At 42.7% G+C, this 21,244-nt stretch carries 24 protein-coding genes and 2 riboswitches; of the genes, 22 read left to right on the forward strand and 2 right to left on the reverse strand.

Going from position 1 to position 21,244, the window contains the following annotated elements; all coding sequences use genetic code 11:
- The first annotated feature begins 67 nt into the window (after positions 1-67).
- Complete coding sequence (gene lysA / locus K1I43_RS05985) at positions 68-1,387, forward strand: diaminopimelate decarboxylase (RefSeq protein WP_026011837.1); 1,320 nt, start codon at positions 68-70, stop codon at positions 1,385-1,387.
- Between the two features lie 46 nt (positions 1,388-1,433).
- Here lysA and K1I43_RS05990 read toward each other — a convergent pair whose 3' ends face one another.
- Positions 1,434-2,297, reverse strand: coding sequence for a DUF1002 domain-containing protein (locus tag K1I43_RS05990; RefSeq protein WP_026011838.1), 864 nt, complete (start codon positions 2,295-2,297; stop codon positions 1,434-1,436).
- Between the two features lie 119 nt (positions 2,298-2,416).
- Between K1I43_RS05990 and K1I43_RS05995 the strand changes: the two genes are divergently transcribed.
- From K1I43_RS05995 to K1I43_RS06020, 6 genes are all read left to right on the forward strand, one after another.
- Complete coding sequence (locus K1I43_RS05995) at positions 2,417-2,857, forward strand: peptidylprolyl isomerase (protein ID WP_009373790.1); 441 nt, start codon at positions 2,417-2,419, stop codon at positions 2,855-2,857.
- A gap of 154 nt (positions 2,858-3,011) precedes the next feature.
- Positions 3,012-3,144, forward strand: a riboswitch (FMN riboswitch).
- 142 nt (positions 3,145-3,286) lie between these two features.
- Positions 3,287-4,363, forward strand: coding sequence for a bifunctional diaminohydroxyphosphoribosylaminopyrimidine deaminase/5-amino-6-(5-phosphoribosylamino)uracil reductase RibD (gene ribD, locus K1I43_RS06000; protein ID WP_019418507.1), 1,077 nt, complete (start codon positions 3,287-3,289; stop codon positions 4,361-4,363).
- A 5-nt stretch (positions 4,364-4,368) separates the two neighbouring features.
- Positions 4,369-5,007, forward strand: coding sequence for a riboflavin synthase (ribE, locus tag K1I43_RS06005; RefSeq protein ID WP_026011839.1), 639 nt, complete (start codon positions 4,369-4,371; stop codon positions 5,005-5,007).
- A gap of 6 nt (positions 5,008-5,013) precedes the next feature.
- Entirely contained in the window at positions 5,014-6,207 is a 1,194-nt protein-coding gene (locus K1I43_RS06010; protein ID WP_019418509.1) for a bifunctional 3,4-dihydroxy-2-butanone-4-phosphate synthase/GTP cyclohydrolase II, read from the forward strand.
- Positions 6,208-6,221: 14 nt separating this feature from the next.
- Positions 6,222-6,686: a 6,7-dimethyl-8-ribityllumazine synthase gene (gene ribH, locus K1I43_RS06015; protein ID WP_019418510.1), complete on the forward strand. Its 465-nt coding sequence runs from the start codon at positions 6,222-6,224 to the stop codon at positions 6,684-6,686.
- 82 nt (positions 6,687-6,768) lie between these two features.
- The gene (locus tag K1I43_RS06020) at positions 6,769-7,113 is read left to right on the forward strand and encodes a GNAT family N-acetyltransferase (protein WP_019418511.1); all 345 of its coding nucleotides are present in this window, start codon (positions 6,769-6,771) and stop codon (positions 7,111-7,113) included.
- Positions 7,114-7,119: 6 nt separating this feature from the next.
- Here the strand turns inward: K1I43_RS06020 and K1I43_RS06025 are convergent, their stop codons facing one another.
- On the reverse strand, positions 7,120-7,626 hold the full coding sequence (locus K1I43_RS06025; protein ID WP_026011840.1) for a DUF309 domain-containing protein: 507 nt from the start codon (positions 7,624-7,626) through the stop codon (positions 7,120-7,122).
- Between the two features lie 69 nt (positions 7,627-7,695).
- On the opposite strand from K1I43_RS06025, the gene K1I43_RS06030 reads away from it, so the two are divergent.
- From K1I43_RS06030 to K1I43_RS06100, 15 genes are all read left to right on the forward strand, one after another.
- Positions 7,696-8,424 (forward strand): segregation/condensation protein A, encoded by a 729-nt coding sequence (locus tag K1I43_RS06030; protein WP_193551710.1) that lies wholly within the window; start codon positions 7,696-7,698, stop codon positions 8,422-8,424.
- A 5-nt stretch (positions 8,425-8,429) separates the two neighbouring features.
- Entirely contained in the window at positions 8,430-9,011 is a 582-nt protein-coding gene (gene scpB / locus K1I43_RS06035) for an SMC-Scp complex subunit ScpB (protein WP_009373778.1), read from the forward strand.
- Positions 9,012-9,028: 17 nt separating this feature from the next.
- Positions 9,029-9,301 (forward strand): hypothetical protein, encoded by a 273-nt coding sequence (locus K1I43_RS06040; protein ID WP_019418513.1) that lies wholly within the window; start codon positions 9,029-9,031, stop codon positions 9,299-9,301.
- A gap of 117 nt (positions 9,302-9,418) precedes the next feature.
- A complete protein-coding gene (locus tag K1I43_RS06045) occupies positions 9,419-9,838 on the forward strand; it encodes a hypothetical protein (RefSeq protein ID WP_019418514.1) in 420 nt (139 codons plus the stop codon).
- Positions 9,839-9,851: 13 nt separating this feature from the next.
- Positions 9,852-10,340 (forward strand): YpuI family protein, encoded by a 489-nt coding sequence (locus K1I43_RS06050; RefSeq protein ID WP_020424601.1) that lies wholly within the window; start codon positions 9,852-9,854, stop codon positions 10,338-10,340.
- Between the two features lie 58 nt (positions 10,341-10,398).
- A complete protein-coding gene (locus K1I43_RS06055; RefSeq protein ID WP_009373768.1) occupies positions 10,399-11,175 on the forward strand; it encodes a superoxide dismutase in 777 nt (258 codons plus the stop codon).
- A 219-nt stretch (positions 11,176-11,394) separates the two neighbouring features.
- A complete protein-coding gene (locus tag K1I43_RS06060) occupies positions 11,395-12,507 on the forward strand; it encodes a D-alanyl-D-alanine carboxypeptidase family protein (protein ID WP_019418517.1) in 1,113 nt (370 codons plus the stop codon).
- On the forward strand, positions 12,500-13,093 hold the full coding sequence (locus K1I43_RS06065; RefSeq protein WP_009373766.1) for a nucleoside recognition domain-containing protein: 594 nt from the start codon (positions 12,500-12,502) through the stop codon (positions 13,091-13,093). The genes K1I43_RS06060 and K1I43_RS06065 overlap by 8 nt, the downstream gene beginning before the upstream one ends.
- A complete protein-coding gene (locus tag K1I43_RS06070) occupies positions 13,093-13,626 on the forward strand; it encodes a spore maturation protein (RefSeq protein ID WP_009373765.1) in 534 nt (177 codons plus the stop codon). Before K1I43_RS06065 ends, K1I43_RS06070 begins: the two co-directional genes overlap by 1 nt.
- Positions 13,627-14,150: 524 nt before the next feature.
- The gene (gene rluB, locus K1I43_RS06075) at positions 14,151-14,888 is read left to right on the forward strand and encodes a 23S rRNA pseudouridine(2605) synthase RluB (RefSeq protein WP_009373764.1); all 738 of its coding nucleotides are present in this window, start codon (positions 14,151-14,153) and stop codon (positions 14,886-14,888) included.
- Positions 14,889-14,981: 93 nt separating this feature from the next.
- Complete coding sequence (gene resA, locus K1I43_RS06080) at positions 14,982-15,503, forward strand: thiol-disulfide oxidoreductase ResA (RefSeq protein ID WP_026011843.1); 522 nt, start codon at positions 14,982-14,984, stop codon at positions 15,501-15,503.
- 12 nt (positions 15,504-15,515) lie between these two features.
- Positions 15,516-17,132 (forward strand): cytochrome c biogenesis protein ResB, encoded by a 1,617-nt coding sequence (resB, locus tag K1I43_RS06085; RefSeq protein WP_019418520.1) that lies wholly within the window; start codon positions 15,516-15,518, stop codon positions 17,130-17,132.
- 12 nt (positions 17,133-17,144) lie between these two features.
- A complete protein-coding gene (gene ccsB, locus K1I43_RS06090; RefSeq protein WP_019418521.1) occupies positions 17,145-18,320 on the forward strand; it encodes a c-type cytochrome biogenesis protein CcsB in 1,176 nt (391 codons plus the stop codon).
- A gap of 149 nt (positions 18,321-18,469) precedes the next feature.
- Entirely contained in the window at positions 18,470-19,186 is a 717-nt protein-coding gene (locus tag K1I43_RS06095) for a response regulator transcription factor (RefSeq protein ID WP_009373760.1), read from the forward strand.
- Positions 19,183-20,946 carry an ATP-binding protein gene (locus K1I43_RS06100; RefSeq protein WP_019418522.1) on the forward strand — a complete coding sequence of 588 codons (1,764 nt, stop codon included), beginning with the start codon at positions 19,183-19,185 and terminating at the stop codon, positions 20,944-20,946. Before K1I43_RS06095 ends, K1I43_RS06100 begins: the two co-directional genes overlap by 4 nt.
- Positions 20,947-21,013: 67 nt before the next feature.
- Positions 21,014-21,205, forward strand: a riboswitch (cobalamin riboswitch).
- Positions 21,206-21,244 lie beyond the last annotated feature (39 nt).

Raw genomic sequence — 21,244 nt, forward strand, 5'->3', positions numbered from 1 at the left:
AAGGTTGAAACGTACCAAAATTTATGGTACGTTTTCTTTAATTATTTCGGAGTCATCAGGAGGATGTATAATTATGCACGGAACGATGCGAATAAATGATCGGGGACATTTAGAAATTGGCGGTGTTGATACGATTGACTTAGCTCGCCTATACGGAACCCCGCTTTACGTTTATGATGTTGCTCTCATTCGTGAGCGTGCGCGAGCGTTTAAGCGAATGTTTGATAAACATCGTGTACGTGCGCAAGTGGCGTATGCAAGCAAAGCGTTTTCGACAATTGCTATCGTGCAATTGATGGAACAAGAAGGATTATCTCTCGATGTCGTTTCCGGTGGTGAGCTGTACACCGCATTAGCTGCTGGATTTCCGGTCGAACGCATTCATTTTCACGGCAACAATAAAAGTAAAGAAGAACTGCAAATGGCAATTGAAGCGAAAATCGGTTGTGTTGTCGTCGATAATTTTTATGAGTTACAGCTACTGCAACAGCTTTGCTGTGCGCATGAATATACGATGCCTATTTTATTACGTGTCACACCAGGCATTGAGGCACATACACACGACTACATTTTAACAGGTCAAGAAGATTCGAAATTTGGATTTGATTTGCATAATGGACAAGCGGATGAAGCTTTACAGCGTGCGCTCGCTTCTTCCCATCTTCATGTGCTGGGCATTCATTGTCATATCGGTTCGCAAATTTTTGATGCGACCGGTTTTGTTCTCGCAGCGAAAAAGCTATTTGAGAAACTTGCTACATGGCGTGATACGTACCGTTTTACTGCACAAGTGGTCAATCTTGGCGGCGGTTTTGGCATTCGTTACACGAAAGAAGATGATCCGCTTGCACCAGAACAATATGTCGAACAAATTATTGAAGAAGTGAAACGAAATGTCGCATCATTTGATCTACCTTTTCCTGAAATTTGGATCGAACCAGGTCGCTCGCTTGTTGGAGATGCAGGGACAACGATTTATACGATCGGTTCCCGTAAAGAAGTGCCAAACGTTCGTCAATATGTTGCCGTAGATGGTGGAATGAGCGACAATATTCGCCCGGCGCTATATGAGGCAAAATACGAAGCGGTGTTGGCTAACCGCATGCATGAACATTGTGAAGAAGTGGTAGCGATCGCTGGGAAATGTTGTGAGTCAGGAGACATGCTCATCTGGGACTTGCCGCTTCCGAAAGCGCAACCGGGCGATTATTTAGCTGTTTTTTGTACCGGTGCTTACGGTTATGCGATGGCGAATAATTACAATCGCATTCCGCGTCCGGCGGTCGTATTTGTTGAAGACGGTGAAGCAGAGCTTGTCGTGAAACGCGAAACGTATGAAGATTTAATTCGACTCGACTTGCCGCTTAAAACGAAAGTAAAAAAATAACCGAGGTCTTCACCTCGGTTATTGCTCGTTTATGCATAGGTAGGCGTTACGCTCCAAACGCTCCGCGAAGGACGTTCCATATTTCACGCAAAAGATCGACGATGCGTTGAATAAACGTTCGCCCTTCTTCCGTTTGTAAAAAAGCAGATAGCTTGTCTTTCGCTTGAGCAAGCTGTTCGTTTACTTGATTCCAGTCGATGTTCACGTTTTTCATTTTATTAAACAAAGAAAGCAAGCTGTTTATTTCGTCTTCTGTTAGCGTAATGCCAAGTTCTTGAGCAATCCGTTCAATGAGTGCACGCATATCCGCATCTGTTTTTGGCGGATTTTTCGCTATTTCTTCTTTAATTTTTGCGAGCAGCGCGACTGCTTGATCGTTTCCGATGGATTCGCCAAGCTGTGCCGTTTTCACCATTTCTTCATTCGCTACTTTTTTCACTTCATCAGGGATCGTTTCATTCGATGAAAGTTCGTACGCTTTCATTAACCCTGTTAACGCAGCTGTTCCGGATACAGGAAACGGTGCGGTAATGTAAATGACTGCATCTTTCACTCCTGCAGTAATGAGCGCATTCATATACATTTCTTTTGTTACCCAGTTAATGTTATTTGTTTCGACTTGCAGACCGGAACCTGGTGCTCCAATCGTAATTTTTGATGATGAAATGGCTTTCGTTCCGATTTGTCCTTTCGGAATAATGTCGCCGAGATATTTATGTTCTTCTGCATTTGTAACCGTAATGATTTCAGCGTTTTCCGGTGCGTTCATTTCTTTTAATATTTGTTGCTTTTGCTGCTCTGTTAAATTTTCTCCGAGCGTAATAATGACGTCTCCTTCAATCGCATCAGCCAAACTAACTGATGGAATCATAAACAACAATAAAATAAATATCGTAAACCACTTCTTCATTTCATAACCTCCTTCAATCTCTTTCTGTACTATTGTACAAACATTTGCGTGAACATAGAAGCGAAATGTAGTAAAATGAAGCTACATTTGTTTTTACGATAGAAAGGTGGAAAAGTTTCATGAAGAAAAAAGGATATATTTTAATGGAGAATGGCGGAAAGGTGGAATTTGAACTATTCCCGAATGAAGCGCCAACAACAGTCGCAAATTTTGAAAAGCTAGCGAATGAAGGATTTTATAACGGGTTGACGTTTCATCGTGTCATTAAGCGATTTGTAAGCCAAGGTGGCTGTCCAATAGGAAATGGAACAGGCGATGCAGGATATACGATTCCGTGTGAAACAGACAACAATCCGCATAAACATATCGAAGGTGCGATATCGATGGCGCATCGAGGTCGTGATACAGGAAGTTGCCAATTTTTTATTTGCCATGAACCACAGCCGCATTTAGATGGTGTGCATACTGTATTCGGTCAAGTCACCGCTGGAATGGACGTTGTAAAGGCGATGAAAAATGGAGATGTCATGAAAGAAGTAAAGGTGTGGGACGAACAATAAAGTTAAAGGAAGGATGAAGAGATGAAAAAAAACTGGGCGTTATTTTTCATCCTTTTACTCGTTAGTTTCGTTTGGGGAGCAATCTATTGGTTGTTTATTGCAAAGTCATAGACATTTCGTTTTATTGTGATATAATGAATAAAAATGGAATACGCGCATCCTTCGGGGCAGGGTGAAATTCCCGACCGGCGGTAATGAAACGGATGTTTCTTAGCCCGCGAGCCGTTAAGGCATGATCCGGTGCAATTCCGGAGCCGACAGTATAGTCTGGATGGGAGAAGGATTGCCAAAAACTCACGTCACTTATTGGAAAAAATAAGCTTGGCGATGGGTTATTTTTGCTATGCAAAAAAGGCGATCTTTACATACATCTTGCCCTAGGACGTCGTTCCTAGGGTTTTTTTATTCATGGTGGAAAGGTGGTGCGATATGGACGAACGATATATGCGCTTGGCGTTGCAATTGGCGGAATCAGCACGTGGGCAAACGTCGCCAAACCCGCTTGTTGGTGCAGTTGTTGTCAAACACGGTGAAATTGTCGGCTTTGGGGCGCACTTGAAAGCAGGAGAACCGCATGCGGAAGTACATGCGTTGCGCATGGCGGGGGAGAAAGCGGAAGGATCGACGGTTTATGTGACACTTGAGCCGTGTAGTCATTACGGTAGAACTCCTCCTTGTGCCGATTTATTAATTGAAAAAAAGGTAAAGCGCGTCGTCGTTGCGACGACGGACCCGAATCCGCTTGTTGCGGGAAAAGGCATTGAAAAATTGAAGCGAGCGGGCATTGATGTTACCGTCGGCGTATTGAAAGAAGAAGCGGATGTGTTAAACGAAATGTTTTTTCATTATATTTCAACGAACATGCCGTATGTCACGTTAAAGTATGCGATGAGTTTAGATGGAAAAATTGCGACAAAAACAGGGGAAAGCAAGTGGATTACGTCGGAAGAAGCGCGGCGTGATGTGCATCGTGAGCGACGAATGCACGATGCGATTGTTGTCGGTGTCGGCACGATTTTAGCCGACGATCCGAGCTTAACTGTTCGTTTCGGTCATGAAGGAAAACAACCGATTCGTGTTGTGCTCGATACACATTTGCGCACACCGCTTCATGCGAACGTTGTGACAGACAAGATGGCTCCGACATGGATCGTCGTCGGACATCACGTCACTGAGGAACAAATGAAGCCGTATGAACAGGCAGGTGTACAAATGATTCGCATGAATGAAAATAAAATTGATGTTCCGTCTCTTTTACTTGAGCTCGGCAAGCGAAACGTCATGTCCATATTTGTTGAAGGGGGAGCGCAAGTGCACGGTAGTTTTTTACGTTCTCGTTCCGTTCAACAAGTAATTGCGTATATCGCACCGATGTTGATTGGGGGGAATGAAGCTCCTTCTGCCATCGGTGGAGAAGGATTTGGACGAATGATAGATGCGCTTCGTTTACAAGTGAAACATGTCGAAAGGATCGGACCAGACATAAAAATCGTTGCTAAAGGATGATCGCGATGTTTACAGGGATTATTGAAGAAATCGGAACGATTCAACAAATGAAACAAACAGGGGAAGCGATTGTTTTGACGATCGAGGCAAAAAAAGTGCTACAAGACGTACAGCTCGGTGACAGCATTGCAGTCAACGGCGTTTGTTTAACGGTCACATCGTTTACTAATCGCTTTTTTACGGTCGATGTGATGCCTGAAACGGTGCGGGCGACGTCGCTTCGAACGCTTGTGGTAGGAGCGAAAGTCAATTTAGAGCGAGCGATGGCTGCGAACGGTCGCTTTGGTGGACATTTTGTTTCGGGACACGTAGATGGTGTTGGACGCATCGTTCGCAAACAGCCTGTCGCAAACGCTGTGTACTATGACATCGAAGTGCCGAGCCATTTGCGCAAATATATGATTTTAAAAGGTTCTGTAGCTGTTGACGGCACAAGTTTAACGATTTTCGGTTTAACGGATCGAACGTTTACGATTTCGCTCATTCCGCATACGCGTGAAGCGACGATTTTAGGTGCCAAAAAAGTTGGCGATATTGTCAATATTGAATGTGACATGATTAGTAAATATGTTGAACAGTTCGTTAGCGGGAAACGTGAAGGATTGACGATGCAATTTTTGCAAGAGCACGGATATAAGGAGTGAGCGCTGATGTTCCATACAATTGAAGAAGCGATTTACGATTTAATGCAAGGGAAAATTATTGTCGTTTGCGATGACGAAGATCGCGAAAATGAAGGGGATTTTGTAGCACTTGCAGAAAAAGCAACGCCGGAGGTCATTAACTTCATGATTACGCACGGGCGCGGTCTCGTTTGCGTGCCGATCACCGAAGAATTAGCTGATCGGCTCGATTTAGCGCCAATGGTTAACCATAATACAGATGCCCATGGAACAGCTTTTACTGTCAGCATTGACCATAAAGCAACGACGACAGGCATTAGCGCATTTGAACGCTCGTTGACCATTCAAGAAATGCTGAATCCAGAAGCAAAAGCAAGCGATTTTAAACGACCAGGTCATATTTTTCCGCTTGTTGCGAAAAAAGGTGGAGTATTGCGTCGTGCAGGACATACGGAAGCAGCTGTCGATTTAGCTCGTCTTTGTGGAGCGAAGCCAGCAGGTGTCATTTGTGAAATTATAAAAGATGATGGAACGATGGCGCGCGTGCCAGATTTAAAGAAAATCGCGGAACAATTCGATATGAAAATGATTACGATTAAAGATTTAATCGCTTATCGCAATCGAAAAGAAAAGCTCGTCAAACGCGAAGTGGAAATTACGTTACCAACCGATTTCGGCGAATTTAAAGTGATCGGATATTCCAATACGTTAGACGGAAAAGAACATATCGCCATCGTCAAAGGTGAAATCATTCCAGATGAACCTGTGCTCGTGCGCGTTCATTCCGAATGTTTAACAGGCGATGTATTCGGCTCTCACCGTTGCGATTGCGGTCCGCAACTTCATGCTGCTTTAACGCAAATTGAAGAAGAAGGACGGGGAGTATTGCTATATATGCGTCAAGAAGGACGCGGCATCGGCTTGTTAAATAAATTGCGTGCCTATAAGTTGCAAGAACAAGGATACGATACGGTTGAAGCGAACGAAAAATTAGGTTTTGCGCCAGACTTGCGCGATTACGGAATCGGTGCGCAAATTTTAAAAGATATAGGTGTGACAAAAATGCGCTTATTGACGAACAATCCACGTAAAATTACAGGATTGAAAGGGTACGGATTAGAAGTCGTTGAGCGCGTGCCGTTGCAAATGCCAGCGAAGTGCCATAATGAGCGCTATTTGCGCACAAAATATGAAAAACTAGGACATATGTTGCACTTTTAAAGGAGGAGAAGAAAATGAACGTATATGAAGGAAATTTAGTTGGCACAGGATTAAAGATTGGCATTGTTGTTGCGAGATTTAATGAATTTATTACAAGCAAATTGCTTAGCGGGGCACTGGACGGATTAAAACGTCACGGAGTAGAAGAGCAACTGATTGATGTCGCATGGGTGCCGGGGGCATTTGAAATTCCGCTTGTCGCGAAAAAAATGGCGGAGTCGAAAAAATACGACGCGGTCATTACACTTGGTGCCGTCATTCGCGGAGCGACGAGCCATTACGATTACGTATGTAATGAAGTAGCGAAAGGAACATCGCACGCCGCTCTTTCTTCAGGCGTTCCGGTCATTTTTGGAGTGTTGACGACAGATACGATTGAACAAGCGATTGAGCGCGCTGGGACGAAAGCAGGAAATAAAGGTTGGGAGGCAGCGCTCAGCGCCATTGAAATGGCGAATGTCATGCGCACATTTTCTTAAAAAATGTTTAAAAAAGCGGCAAGACCGTTTATAATAGCAATAGCGAGTAAACAATAAGTCTTGTCGATAATGAGGGATTCATATGCTAGTTCGCTATCGAAAAAACTATGAGAAAATTGCGATGGGTCTTTTGTCGTTTATGCCAAATGAAAAAGACTTAAAACAGCTTCAACAAACGATGAAAAACTATGAAACAAACGATGACTGGCAGCTGTTTTTATGGAAGCAAGAAGAAGATCTTATTGGCATTATCGGCGTCATTGTGCGCGAACATGCGGTTGAAGTGCAACATATTAGCGTCAATCCATCCCATCGCCATCAAGGAATTGGAAAGCAAATGGTGAAAGCGTTAAAAGAATTGTATCCAAATAAGTCGTTATGCGCCAATGATATGACTGCTTCATTTTTGGATAAATGCGAACAATGACAGGGATCAACGTCCCTGTCTTTTTTGCTTTTGACGCTCACGCTCAGCAATGACATCGCTTCGGTCGCGCAACTTATGTTTATGAATAATATATTCGTTTGACATATCGCTTTTTTCTCCCCATACAAGCCCTTTTACATCGCATTGCTGTTTACATATATGCAACAAAGAAACATCGTTAATTGGAAGACAAATACTTTCATACGGTTGCCCATGATCTATTCGCTTCACGTACGTATGAAGGAGAGATACAAGTTGCTCGACATGTATGCCGAGTGCTTCGTATGCTTGTTTTTCTTTTTGACATGCACGCATGGCTTTCGTTACCATTCGTTTTGCACCAGCGATATTTCCTCGGCGATAATGGTACATTCCAACAGCAAGCTGAATAAGACCGATCCATATATGTTCCTTTGTTTGTTTCCAATGCTCTTCTAGCACTTCATGACATTCGAAATAGTCGCGCGTGGCATGGAAGTGAAGTAAATATTCGATATATGCCTGTGGATACAAGTGAAAGCCCCCTTTTTTCATATGCTTACGTGTATTATACTATTAGTTGTGAAAAAAGGTGGGATCAATGTGCATTATCATGTGAAATTAGATCAATTTGAAGGGCCACTTGATTTATTGTTGCATTTAATTCATCGATATGAAATTGATATTTATGATATTCCTGTTGCGCAAATTACGGAGCAATATATGGCTTACATTCATGCGATGAAACAATTGCAGCTCGATGTCGCGAGCGAATATTTAGTGATGGCAGCAACGCTCATTGAAATGAAAAGTAAAATGTTGTTGCCAAAACATGAAGAAACGCTAGAAGATCAAGAATTATTTATCGAAGAAGATCCGCGCGAACAATTAATGCAACAGTTAATCGAGTATAAAAAGTTTAAAGAAGCAGCGAAACAGTTGCGCGAGCGGGAAGAAGAGCGAGCGCTTTTATTTACGAAACCGCCGAGCGATTTAACCGCTTATGCGGCGAATGGTGCTCCACTTGCGCTTGATGTAGATTTGTACGATATGCTTGGAGCGCTTGCAAAATTGTTGCGGCGCAAAAAATTACAAAAGCCGCTTCATACGAAAGTGGCGCGTCAAGAAATTCCAATCGGAAGACGGATGGAAGAAATTTTACAAATATTAAAAAGCGGAGAACGAACGAACTTTTATGATTTATTTCCGTATGACGATCGTGAGCAAATTGTCGTGACGTTTTTAGCTTTGCTTGAACTAATGAAACGAGACGAAATTATTGTCGAGCAAGAAAACAATTTTGCTGATTTATATATTCGACGAAAAAGGTGATGCATATGAATGAATTGGCCATTATGGAAGCGTTACTGTTTGCGGCGGGTGAAGAAGGATTGACGTATAAACAAATGGCGGATGTGCTTGATATCCAAGAAGAGCGTGTCTATGAACTCGCCCAACAGTTGAAACGTATGTACGAAACAACAGAGCGCGGTATTACTGTTGTTGAAATGGCAGGAACGCTTCAGCTTGTGACGAAAAAACAATGCGCGCCATATTTGCAAAAGCTCGTTGAGTCGCCAACGACGTCATCGTTGTCACAAGCAGCGCTTGAAACGTTAGCGATCATCGCCTATCGCCAACCGATCACGCGGGCAGAAATTGAACAAATTCGCGGCGTCAAAAGCGATAAACCGCTTCAAACACTATTAGGAAAAGCGTTAATTAAAGAAGTAGGTCGAGCGGAAGGAACAGGTCGCCCGATTTTATATGGGACAACAAAAGAGTTTTTAGACTACTTTGGCTTAAAGACGTTAGACGAACTTCCGCCTTTGCCGCAATGGGATGAACAAGAAGAAGAACGCGAAGCCGACTTATTTTTCGAACGCCTCAACGAACAACTGCAAGAAGCGAATGAGTAAATCAAAGGTGATGGGGGATGAGTTTTCGTTTTTTCTTTGGGCTTCTTTTTATTTTTGTTTTTGGAAGAATGGTTGAATACTATGTAGAGACGTATATTTTACATCCAATTTTGCAAAGTGCCGTGCTCGCTATTTTTGTTGCTGTTGTGTTTATATTAAGTGGGAAGGTGGGCAAGCGCTACGATCTTTTAGATAAAAAAGTGAAGATGCACGTCTGGCTTCCGAGCCTCATCGGTGCATTATGTTTAGCGGTCTTTTTATATGAAATCGGCACATTACCAGGAAAGTAAACAGGTGCTTTTATGCGCCTGTTTTCTTTTCTTTAAAAATGATAAAATTTTTCGCACGATTCGTAATTTATGGTAAAATAAATGTAGCTTCGTTGTTGAAAAAGGGGTGCATCGTTCGTGAAAATTATTTCGTGTCATGGATATGAATTGCAAAAAGCACAGCCGAATACGTCAGAAGATTTTTTTAATCGTTCAGAAGTGACGTTTGTTGACGATGATGGAGTAGAACGTACATTGCACGTATTATATGTTCGTTATTTCGATGAGCGTTTTTCACAATGGACACCATATGAACAAGATCCTGTATTTCAAGCGGGCGGGAAAGACGTATATTTTAAAGACATTGTTGCGCTCGTTTGTTTGCTCGTCGATCCGTCACTTCGGGCACGGAAACGTGTATATATTAGTGAAGAAGAAGAGCTTCGTCGCTACTTTTCATCCATCGATTTAGCGAAATTACCAGAAGTATTTGAGGCGCTTGCCAAAAAACAATCGTATACGCTCAAATCACCGCTTTTATTTATCTCGCAACCGTAAAGGAGGCTTGCATATGGGGAATACTGTTGTTCTTAATCAAACGAAGCAAGTGGAGCAGTTGCTAAGCCGCATTGTAGAACAAATTGCTCGCTATTTAAATGAAACGACGATTGAACAAATGCAGGAAGAATGCGCAGGCGACCGTCGTTATTATGAAGGAGTGCTTGCGGATTTGCGCCGTTTAGCTGTATATGGTGAAGAAGGTGTCGATGCGTGTCGCATTGTGCTTCAAGAAGAGCCGTTTCGGAAAGCAGCAGCCGAACAAGCATTATATAAAATTTATCATTCATGTGTGGCGGAATTTTTTACCCCAAAGCGCGATTTATGGTATGAAGATAGCCGCTCAGCGTATACAGGAAGACATTCGATTAAATTGAGACAACCTGCTCCTCCATCGTTACAACAATTGCTTCATACAATTGAAGCTGATTTTCAAACGATGCGGGAAGAACTCGAATTTTATGAAACAGACTACCGAACAAAAATGATCCAATCGCAATAAGAAGCTGCGTGTGTCAGCTTCTTTTTTTGTTGCATATGATGCCGAAGGAGGTGGGAGTATGCAACAATATATTTATAACGTGCAAGCGTGGCTTGAGAGAGTAAAGCCATATGTTGATGCAGAAACGGTGGAACGTCTAAACGTGGAGCTAGAGCGTGGAGATGTTTTGCGCATTCATGAGGAAGTGACAAACATATATGAACAAATACAACGGAAGCGCGTACCGATTGGAGGGCATACGTTACCTCAGCTGCCTTATGCGTACAATGCCCTCGAGCCGTATATTGCTGAAGAGATTATGCGACTGCATCATGAAAAACATCATCAAAGCTATGTGGACGGTTTAAATCGGGCAGAAAAAATGATGCAACAAGCGCGTGAGAAGAATGATTATGCGTTATTAAAACATTGGGAGCGCGAAGCTGCGTTTCATGGCTCAGGGCATTATTTGCACACAATTTTTTGGAACAATATGAAACCGCGTGGGGGCGGACGTCCAACGGGGGTGCTGCTTCAACAAATTGTGCGCGATTTTGGGAGCTTTGAAGCGTTTCAACGACATTTTACTGAAGCGGCGAAGCAAGTGGAAGGAAGCGGATGGGCGCTTCTTGTTTGGTCACCGTTTGCTGAACGGCTAGACATTTTACAGGCGGAAAAACATCAAAACGGGACGCAATGGACGACAGTTCCGCTCCTTGTGTTAGATGTATGGGAGCATGCGTATTATTTGCAATATAAAAACGATCGCGCAACGTACGTTCAACAATGGTGGAACGTCGTCAATTGGGATGACGTTCAACAGCGATTCATCAAAGCAAAAGGCCGCGTCATGTAGCGGTCTTTTTGTAAAGATAAGAAAGTATAAAATTTGGAGTTGATGTCTAGCTTCAAGCGCCATCGGCTCGAGTCGCTCCGCCCCACACTGCGGCGGCAACAGCCTCCTCGGTGGGGCTTGTGCGATCTTCGCCGATAAGCGGACGCTTTTCGCTTTTCTTATCATACATTGTTGACTAGCGCATACACTTGTACAAAACGGACAAAGGGATGAGGGTGTATGCGACGGCAATGGTTTGTATGGGTGATCGTGCTTTGTTTTTTTTGTTCTCTTTTTCCGAATGAAGCGAAGGCGATGTCGGTGAGTGCGAAAAGCGCGATTTTAATGGAACAGACGACAGGGCGTGTGTTATTTGAAAAAGATGCGCATACAAAGCGGCGTATTGCGAGCATTACAAAAATTATGACGGCCATTTTAGCGATTGAATCCGGAAAATGGGAAGAGCTTGTGACAGTAAGTGAACGGGCGGTTCGTACAGAAGGATCTTCGATTTATTTAAAACCGGGCGAAAAAATTGCGCTCAAACATTTAGTATATGGGCTTATGCTTCGTTCTGGAAACGATGCAGCGGTGGCGATCGCTGAGCATGTTGGCGGTAGCGTCGAAGGCTTCGTTTTTTTAATGAACAAAAAAGCTGCAGAAATCGGTATGACAAATACGGAATTTGCGAATCCACACGGGTTAGATGATGCGGAAAATCATTATTCGACTGCGTACGATATGGCGTTACTGATGCGATATGCGATGCAAAATGAGCAATTTCGCGAAGTATCGGGAACGAAATTGTATCGGGCACCAAATCCAACGGAAGATTGGGACCGCATTTGGCGCAATAAAAATAAGCTGTTAACGCATTTGTATAAATATTGTACCGGGGGGAAAACAGGATATACGAAGCGAGCGAAACGGACATTAGTGACAACGGCATCAAAAGATGGGCTTGATCTCATTGCGGTGACGATTGACGCAGGCGATGATTGGAACGATCATATGGCCATGTATGAACACGGATTTGCGCACTATGAGCTTGTGACCGTAAAAGCGGACGAGATTGTAGAACAAATTCAAGACCCATTTTATGATAAACATCTATTTGTTGTACGCGATTTTATATATCCGGTCACAAAAAAGGAAGAAGCGCTCATTCGTTTAGAGCGGAAATTACTTCGCCCACAAGAACGATGGAAAGAGACAGGCGTGCCATCGATTGTTGGAAAAGCGGAGCTGTATATCGGCAACGAGAAAGTCGATGAAACACCTATTTTTTATAAACAACAAAAGAAAACACGTTCTTTTTTTGACTGGTTGTTAGGGGTGGGGCGCGATGGTTAATCTCATTTGGGTGGCGCTTTTGCTTATTGGGCTTGTGTTTGCGGGCATAAATGGGACGATGAAAGACGTCAACGAGGCGATGTTTCAAGGAGCGAAAGAAGCGGTAACGATTAGCATTGGTTTAATTAGCGTGCTCGTTTTTTGGCTCGGTTTAATGAAAATCGCCGAGCAATCTGGATTGCTTTCTTTTTTTGCTCGTTTGTTCCGACCAATGGCGAAAAAAATTTTCCCAGAGGTGCCGTCCGACCATCCGGCTCTTGGGTATATATTATCAAATATGGTCGCAAACATGTTCGGTCTTGGGAATGCGGCGACGCCGCTCGGCATTAAAGCAATGGAGCAATTGAAAAAGCTAAACGGCCAAAAAGAGGAACCGAGCCGCTCGATGATTACGTTTGTCGCTTTAAATACCGCAAGCGTTACGCTTATTCCTGCAACCGTCATATCGATTCGGATGACATACCACTCTGCTTCACCAGGAGAAATTATTGGCACAACGTTTGTTGCTTCACTCATTGCCACGATATCAGCGATCATGATTGATCGTGCATTTTACATACGGAGGCGTAAAAAAGGAGGGATGTAATGTACGTCATTCAATTTTTGTCGCTTTGGCTTATTCCGATGGTCATCGCTTGTATTTTACTGCATGGGACGTATAAGCGCGTTCCAACGTATGAAGCGTTTGTCGAAGGAGGAAAAGAGGGAATTCAAATTGCTTTTTCTCTTATTCCATATTTAGTAGGTATGCTTGTATCTGTCTCTGTGTTTCGCGCTTCCGGTGCCCTTGATTTTTTTATTTCATATATGAAGCCGTTCATCGTCCCGCTCGGATTACCGCCCGAAGTCGTGCCGCTTGCGCTCATTCGTCCGATTTCAGGAACGGCATCGCTCGGCATCGTGACCGACTTAATCGCCACATATGGCCCTGATTCATTTATCGGTCGGTTAGCTTCTACCATTCAAGGAAGCACAGAAACAACGTTATATGTACTTACCGTCTACTTTGGTGCGGTTGGTATTCGCAAAATGGGTGATGCGCTGAAAGTCGGCTTGCTTGCGGACCTCATTAGCTTTATCGTATCATTTTTTATTGTCTTATGGATGTTTGGGGAATAAAATATAAATATTGTAAATACAGGAGGAAAACTTTATAATTAAGTATTGTATCATTTTAAAAGGTGAGGGAATAAAGTGAAAAGGAAATTTGTCATAAATATCACAGTTTTATCTCTTCTTTTAAGTTTCGTATATAGCTTTTTGCTTCTGATGATTGAACATTCCCTTTTTTCCAACGAGTTGAGTAGTCCATCAAATATTGTTGTTTTTACAGCTATGTTTTTGATTTTATATGTGTTTCATCTATTTATATCTTGGCTATATTACATGATTGTAAATAAAATGGCTGGATCAATTAAAGGAAAAATAACTGTTTTCTATTTGTTTGGTCTAGTTTTACTGTTGATCGTGTATGTGTTTTTTCAAGTGAAGATCGTTTGGTTTTTGTTTCTTTCTTTTCTTATTCTTTCTTTTCCCTCATACAAGAGAGGCTAGGAGGAAGTCGCATTCTGTGCGATTTTCTCCTTTCTTATTTTTGAACTCCTGTACCGAATGTGGTAAAACTATATAGTGAGGTGAATGAAATGGAACGGTTACAAAAAGTGATTGCTCATGCAGGCGTAGCATCGCGAAGAAAGGCAGAGCAATTGATCGTCGAAGGAAAAGTGAAAGTAAATGGAAAAGTAGTCACAGAGCTTGGAGTGAAAGTTAGTCCACAAGATCGCATTGAAGTAGATGGCATTCCGCTTGAACGCGAAGAGCCGGTATATTATTTGCTTTACAAGCCGCGCGGTGTCATTTCTAGCGTAAAAGACGAAAAGGGAAGAAAAGTAGTGACCGACTTTTTCAAGCATGTAAACAAGCGCATTTATCCGATCGGGCGGCTAGATTACGATACGTCAGGATTGCTGTTGTTAACAAACGATGGGGAGTTTGCGAATATATTAATGCATCCACGCTACGAAATTGAAAAAGTGTACATCGCAAAAGTAAAAGGCATTCCAGCGCGCGAAAAAGTGAAACAACTTGAAAAAGGTGTCATGTTAGAAGACGGTGTGACTGCGCCAGCGAAAGCGAAAGTGTTATCAATTGATAAGCGAAAACAAACGGCGATTGTTGAGCTGCGCATTCATGAAGGACGCAATCGTCAAGTGCGGCGCATGTTTGAAGCGATTGGTCACCCTGTTTTAAAGTTAAAGCGGGAACGTTACGCCTTTTTAGATTTAAAAGGTTTAAATCCTGGGGATTACCGCGAATTGTCACCACATGAAGTAAAGCAATTGCGTGCCCTTGCATTAGCTGGTTCGCCGTATGTATCATAATTTTGTCACAGTTTGTTCAAATAATTTTCATTATTTATATAGTGGTAACTTGTATAATGAGGTTGATGAAAACGGTTTATAGGAGAGTTGGCGATGAAAGAAAAGCGATTTTGGCTTCGAACAGTCATTTTAGCCATCATGCTTGCAGCGATCGGTTATACCATTTATTCGAACGTATTTGTCGAGAAAAAAGCGATTCAAGTGGGCGATTCAGCACCAGATTTCGTACTTACTGATTTAAGCGGCAACAAAATTCAACTATCCGACTACCGTGGGAAAGGTGTCTTTTTAAACTTTTGGGGAACGTGGTGTAAACCGTGTGAAAAAGAAATGCCATACATCAATAGTCAATACAACGTATATAAAAATGAAGGAGTAGAAGTGATTGCTGTTAACGTTGGTGAAGCGAAAGTGACGGTACAAACATTCGTTGATCGCTTTCAGCTTGCGTTCCCAGTTGTGATTGATCAACAAGATCAAGTGATGAATGCGTACGATATTAATCCGCTGCCAACGACATTTTTAATCGACAAAGACGGAAAAATTGTAGACATTATTACAGGAACGATGACAGAAGAAGATGTAAAAAAATATATGGAACGAATTAAGCCGTAAGGGGTTTTCAACATGGAACAAGTAAAATGTGAATGCGGGCATGTCAACCCGATCGGAACGGTGCTTTGTGAAGCGTGTGGCAAGCCGCTCGAAGAGGTGCCAGCGTTATTAGATATGCGCTATGAAGGGAGCGCGCGCCGTTCACAAACGTACAATAAAACGATCATTGATAAAATTTGGAACTTTTTTTCATCTGTCAAAGTTGGAGTTTGGCTTATTGTTATTACGCTCATTGCTTCCGCAATCGGTACGATTTATCCGCAACAAATGTACATTCCGCCAACCGTATCACCAGCGGAATATTATGAGCAGCAGTACGGTTTGCTCGGAAAATGGTACTATGCGCTTGGCTTTCATGACTTGTATAGTTCTTGGTGGTACATGTTGCTTATTGCACTTATTGGCGTATCGCTTGTCATTTGTAGTTTAGACCGTGTTGTACCGTTATATCGTGCATTAAACAATCAACGAGTGACGCGCAACGAACAATTTTTACAAAGACAACGTCTATTTAGTCGCTCGAAAGTAGAAAGTGATGAAACGGCATGGCGAAACATCGCGGACAAGTTAACAAAGCGTGGCTATCGCGTTCGAGAAGAAAACGGAAATATTTTAGCTGAAAAAGGGCGCTTTTCACGTTGGGGACCGTATGTAAACCATATTGGGCTCATCATTTTTTTAATCGGTGCCATGCTTCGTTTCGTTCCGGGCATGTATGTCGATGAAAACATGTGGATTCGTGAAGGAGAAATCAAAGAAATTCCCGGAACGAACGGAAAATATTTTTTAGAAAATAAAAAATTTATTTTTGAAGTATATGAGAAAGGAAAAGAGAAAGAAGCATTTCAAGCGGCCATTGATCGCATCGGTAGCGGAATGATGGCGAAAAACTATCAAACGGACGTCGTATTGTACGAGCGTATCGGCCCGGCCGTTCCGGGAGAAGAACCGAAATTAAAAAAAATAAAAAGCTTTTCGATTCGAGTGAATGAACCGTTAAAACACGATCATTACGCATTATACCAAGTTGATTTTAAGCTAGATGAATTAAAAAGCATGTCGTTTCATCTCACCGACAAGGAAACGAACAAATCGTTCGGTACAATTACAGTTGATTTAATTCAACCAGAAAAAGAATATGATCTTGGTAACGGGTATAAAGTGCAACTATTAAGCTATTTTCCAGATTTTTATTTTGATGAAAACGGCAATCCAAATACGCGTTCGAAAGTACCGAACAATCCAGCATTCGTATTTAAAATGTTTGCTCCGGATCGTCCGAAAGGCGAAGTAAGCTTCACCGCCATTCGTCAAACGATTGAACCGCTTGGTAATAACAAATATAAAATGGCGTTTGCGAATATTGAAACACGAAATGTATCCGCATTAACGGTGCGTCGTGATTTTACACTTTGGATTTTAGGCGTTGGCGGCGCGATTTTTATGATCGGCCTTATTCAAGGGATGTATTGGAACCATCGCCGCGTATGGATTCAACGGATCAACGACGAGGTGCTCGTTGCCGCACATACGAATAAAAACTGGTTTGGGCTGAAAAAAGAGTTGGAAAGTATATTTCATGATACGCCGTTTGTCATGCCAATCGATCAAGCGGACAAGCGGTTATAAGGGGGGAACATCGTGGTTCAGCTAAGTAGCACGTTACTATACGTGGCATTTGTTCTATATTTAGTTGCAACGCTTTTCTTTGGTGGCGCGATTCGTGTCAAAAAGAAAGAAGGGGTAGACCGTTGGGCAACGATCGGGATTTTTGTGACGATCATTGGTTTTGTCGCTCAACTCGGTTATTTTATTACGCGTTGGATTGCCGCTGGACATGCACCTGTCAGCAATTTGTTTGAGTTTACAACGTTTTTTGGCATGATGCTTGTCGGCGCGTTTATCGTCATTTATTTTATTTACAAAACGAGCTTGCTCGGCTTATTTACTTTACCGATTGCCATTTTAGTCATCGCTTATGCGAGCATGTTTCCGCGGGAAATTTCACCGCTCATCCCAGCTTTACAAAGCGATTGGTTGCATATTCATGTGACGACAGCAGCAGCTGGAGAAGCCATTTTAGCTATTAGTTTTGCCGCCGGAATCATTTATTTAATTCGTGTTGTCGATCAATCAAAACCGAGTAAGCGAACGTTTTGGCTTGAATTTGTATTATTTTTCTTAATTAGTACGCTTGGTTTTGTCATCGTGACAACATCGTTTCGCGTTGCTGGTTATGAAGCAACATTTGAGTGGATCGATAAAAATGGCAAGCAAGATGAAATGGTATACCATATGCCCGCGCTTGTTGGCCCGCATGAAGGAGTGCTAAAAACAGAAGAGCGCATGAAGCCACTTGTGGACATGCCAGCGATCATTAACGCGCGGAAATTAAATACGGTCATTTGGTCTTTATTTTCTGGGCTTGCGCTATACGGATTGCTTCGCCTGCTTTTACGCAAACGTATCGCAGCCGCATTACAACCGCTTGTGAAAAACGTCAATTTAGATTTAGTTGATGAAATCGGTTATCGTTCCGTAGCGATCGGCTTTCCAGTATTTACGCTCGGTGCGCTTATTTTTGCGATGATTTGGGCGCAAATCGCATGGACGCGTTTTTGGGGATGGGACCCGAAAGAAGTATGGGCGCTCATTACGTGGTTGTTTTATGCTGCCTTTTTACATTTGCGACTATCGAAAGGATGGCATGGTGAACGTTCCGCATGGCTTGCGGTTATTGGCTTTGCGATCATTATGTTTAACTTAGTGGCGGTAAACTTAGTCATTGCCGGTTTACACTCATATGCTGGATCTTAAAAACGCCTTCGCCACGAAGGCGTTTTTTCATGAAAAATCTCGCAGGAAACCCCTGCTTCTAAGCATGGGGAAGAATGCGAGTTTTCTTCACGAGAAGTAGAAAAAAGTTTGGCGGTTTTGTACAATAGAAAAGGAGGAGGTATGACATCATGGAGAAGGAAATTAAAATTTTAGTTGTGGATGATGAAGAACGAATTCGCCGCTTGCTTCGCATGTATTTAGAACGTGAGCAATATGTCATTGATGAGGCGGAAAACGGCGAAGAAGCGCTAGCGTTAGCCATTGAAAATGATTATGATTTAATTTTGCTTGATCTCATGTTACCAGGAAAAGATGGGATTGAAGTATGTAAACAGTTGCGTGAGAAAAAAGCAACGCCTGTCATTATGTTGACAGCAAAAGGAGAGGAAGCGAACCGCGTGCAAGGGTTTGAAGCAGGAACGGACGATTATATCGTAAAACCGTTCAGTCCGCGTGAAGTTGTGCTTCGTGTAAAAGCGCTGCTTCGTCGCACAGCCAACTCTCCATATGTACCGACAGATACGACAGCACGGGATGTGCTTGTTTTCCCGCATTTAACAATTGATCATGATGCGCATCGTGTGACAGCGGATGGACATGAAGTCAGTTTAACTCCGAAAGAATATGAGTTGCTTCACTTTTTAGCGAAATCGCCAGATAAAGTGTTTGACCGTGAACAGTTGTTAAAAGAAGTATGGCATTACGAATTTTTTGGCGACTTGCGCACAGTGGATACGCACGTCAAGCGATTGCGTGAAAAATTAAATAAAGTGTCGCCAGCTGCAGCGAAAATGATCGTCACCGTTTGGGGTGTCGGGTATAAATTTGAGGTCGTGAATGAATGATGGCGTTATGGCGTAGTGTAGTCGGCAAACTATGGCTGACGATTTTGTTGCTTGTTGCTTTCGTCCTTTTTATTTTAACCGTCTTATTGCTCGGTTTTTTTGAAAAATATTATTTAGAAAAAACAAGTGATCAACTTACTCAACAAGCGACAAAAGTGGCTCGCGTTGTCGCTGAACATGACGAGCAGTTTGCGCGCTCCATTGCGTGGACGATGGTGGATGATGTAACAAAGTTAATGATCATTATCGATGATCGTCATTATTGGTATTCGCCAAATGAAAAACTTCCTGATTTGCCGCTCTCGTTCATTCAGCAAGATCAACAGTTAGGGCGCGTATTTGATGGGAAAAAAGTAGTGAAACGAACCCTTATGCCAAATCAAACGATGCGAAACGACGAATATAATGAACTATTTATTGTCGGTGTTCCGCTTCATACGTCGGATGGAAATGGCGCGGTATTTGTATATCAGTCGTTAAAAGCGGTAGAAGAAACGACAAAGCAAACGACAAAATTTATTTTTCTTGCCGCGTTTATCGCCATTGTATTAACGACCGTGTTTGCCTTTTTCTTATCTACACGCATTACAGCGCCGCTTCGAAAAATGAGGCAAGTGGCATTCGAAATTGCGCGTGGAAAATTTGATTCAAAAGTGCCGATTGTCACGCATGATGAAATCGGGGAACTTGCGATGGCTTTTAATCAAATGGGACGGCAGTTGCAGTTTCATATTAATGCGTTAAATCAAGAAAAGGAGCAATTAGCAAGCATTTTAAGTAGCATGGCCGATGGTGTCATTACATTCAATCGAAACGGGGAAGTGCTCATTACAAACCCACCAGCTGACCGATTTTTACAAGCGTGGTATTATGAACAAGGGCAAAGCGATGATTTATTGCCACTTCCTCCCGAAGTGAATGAATTGTTTACGAAAGCGGTCGCGGAGGAAAAAGAACAAGCGATAGAAATGGCTTTACAAGGTCGCAATTGGGTCATTGTTATGACGCCGTTATACAATGGCAAAGTCATTCGGGGTGCTGTTGCGGTGCTTCGCGATATGACGGAGGAACGACGGCTTGATAAGTTGCGCAAAGATTTTATCGCAAACGTCTCGCATGAGTTGCGCACGCCGATTGCGATGTTGCAAGGGTATAGCGAAGCGATCGTCGATGATATTGCCGCGACAGATGAAGAGAAAAAAGAATTGGCAAAAGTAATTTACGATGAATCGTTGCGCATGGGTCGCCTTGTCAACGATTTGCTTGATTTAGCGCGCATGGAAGCAGGGCATTTAACGCTTCATGAAGAACAAGTGCCGCTTAGACCGTATATCGAGCGCATCATTCATAAGTTTCAAGCGTTAGCGAAAGAAAAAGGAGTTCATTTGCTTGTTGAAATGAACGATGAGCTCATCGTTTCATTCGATCCTGACCGAATTGAACAAGTGTTGACGAATTTAATCGATAATGCGCTTCGTCATACAGATAACGGTGGCGAAGTACGTGTCATTGTCGATGCAGGGGAAGAAGTCGTGCGCATCTCTGTGCAAGATTCTGGCTCAGGCATCGCAGAAGAAGATTTGCCGTTTGTGTTTGAGCGTTTTTATAAAGCAGATAAAGCACGCACGCGCGGGCGCTCAGGTACAGGTTTAGGTCTTGCGATTGCGAAAAACATCGTTGAAGCGCATAAAGGAACGATCGCTGTCCATAGCAAACTAGGGGAAGGAACGACGTTTACGTTTACATTGCCATTGAAGTAGAAAATTTTTATTGTCATCAGTGACGTTTTTCGTTATGATAGAAACGTAGAAATTGTTCGACAATTACATACGTTCGTTGCAAAAAGGTGTCGAACGGGCAACCTAGTAGACTTAATAGGGAATCTGGTGCAAGTCCAGAACTGTCCCCGCAACTGTAAATGCTGACGAAATGAAAACCGCCACTGTACAATTCGTACGGGAAGGCTTCAAAGTAGGATGACGCATAAGTCAGTAGACCTGCCTTTTTGCACCGTCATTCGCGTCTTCGGGGAGTGAGACGGCGAAACGACAAGGGGAA

Source organism: Anoxybacillus sp. ST70 (assembly GCF_019553625.1).
In the GTDB taxonomy this organism is placed as follows: domain Bacteria; phylum Bacillota; class Bacilli; order Bacillales; family Anoxybacillaceae; genus Anoxybacillus; species Anoxybacillus gonensis.

Coding starts and splice junctions, on each gene's coding strand:
- K1I43_RS05990 (WP_026011838.1), bottom strand. CDS start 2,297: ATGAAGAAGTGGTTTACGATATTTATTTTATTGTTGTTTATGATTCCA.
- K1I43_RS05995 (WP_009373790.1), top strand. CDS start 2,417: ATGAAGAAAAAAGGATATATTTTAATGGAGAATGGCGGAAAGGTGGAA.
- ribD (WP_019418507.1), top strand. CDS start 3,287: ATGGACGAACGATATATGCGCTTGGCGTTGCAATTGGCGGAATCAGCA.
- ribE (WP_026011839.1), top strand. CDS start 4,369: ATGTTTACAGGGATTATTGAAGAAATCGGAACGATTCAACAAATGAAA.
- K1I43_RS06010 (WP_019418509.1), top strand. CDS start 5,014: ATGTTCCATACAATTGAAGAAGCGATTTACGATTTAATGCAAGGGAAA.
- ribH (WP_019418510.1), top strand. CDS start 6,222: ATGAACGTATATGAAGGAAATTTAGTTGGCACAGGATTAAAGATTGGC.
- K1I43_RS06020 (WP_019418511.1), top strand. CDS start 6,769: ATGCTAGTTCGCTATCGAAAAAACTATGAGAAAATTGCGATGGGTCTT.
- scpB (WP_009373778.1), top strand. CDS start 8,430: ATGAATGAATTGGCCATTATGGAAGCGTTACTGTTTGCGGCGGGTGAA.
- K1I43_RS06040 (WP_019418513.1), top strand. CDS start 9,029: ATGAGTTTTCGTTTTTTCTTTGGGCTTCTTTTTATTTTTGTTTTTGGA.
- K1I43_RS06050 (WP_020424601.1), top strand. CDS start 9,852: ATGGGGAATACTGTTGTTCTTAATCAAACGAAGCAAGTGGAGCAGTTG.
- K1I43_RS06055 (WP_009373768.1), top strand. CDS start 10,399: ATGCAACAATATATTTATAACGTGCAAGCGTGGCTTGAGAGAGTAAAG.
- K1I43_RS06060 (WP_019418517.1), top strand. CDS start 11,395: ATGCGACGGCAATGGTTTGTATGGGTGATCGTGCTTTGTTTTTTTTGT.
- K1I43_RS06065 (WP_009373766.1), top strand. CDS start 12,500: ATGGTTAATCTCATTTGGGTGGCGCTTTTGCTTATTGGGCTTGTGTTT.
- K1I43_RS06070 (WP_009373765.1), top strand. CDS start 13,093: ATGTACGTCATTCAATTTTTGTCGCTTTGGCTTATTCCGATGGTCATC.
- rluB (WP_009373764.1), top strand. CDS start 14,151: ATGGAACGGTTACAAAAAGTGATTGCTCATGCAGGCGTAGCATCGCGA.
- resA (WP_026011843.1), top strand. CDS start 14,982: ATGAAAGAAAAGCGATTTTGGCTTCGAACAGTCATTTTAGCCATCATG.
- resB (WP_019418520.1), top strand. CDS start 15,516: ATGGAACAAGTAAAATGTGAATGCGGGCATGTCAACCCGATCGGAACG.
- K1I43_RS06095 (WP_009373760.1), top strand. CDS start 18,470: ATGGAGAAGGAAATTAAAATTTTAGTTGTGGATGATGAAGAACGAATT.
- K1I43_RS06100 (WP_019418522.1), top strand. CDS start 19,183: ATGATGGCGTTATGGCGTAGTGTAGTCGGCAAACTATGGCTGACGATT.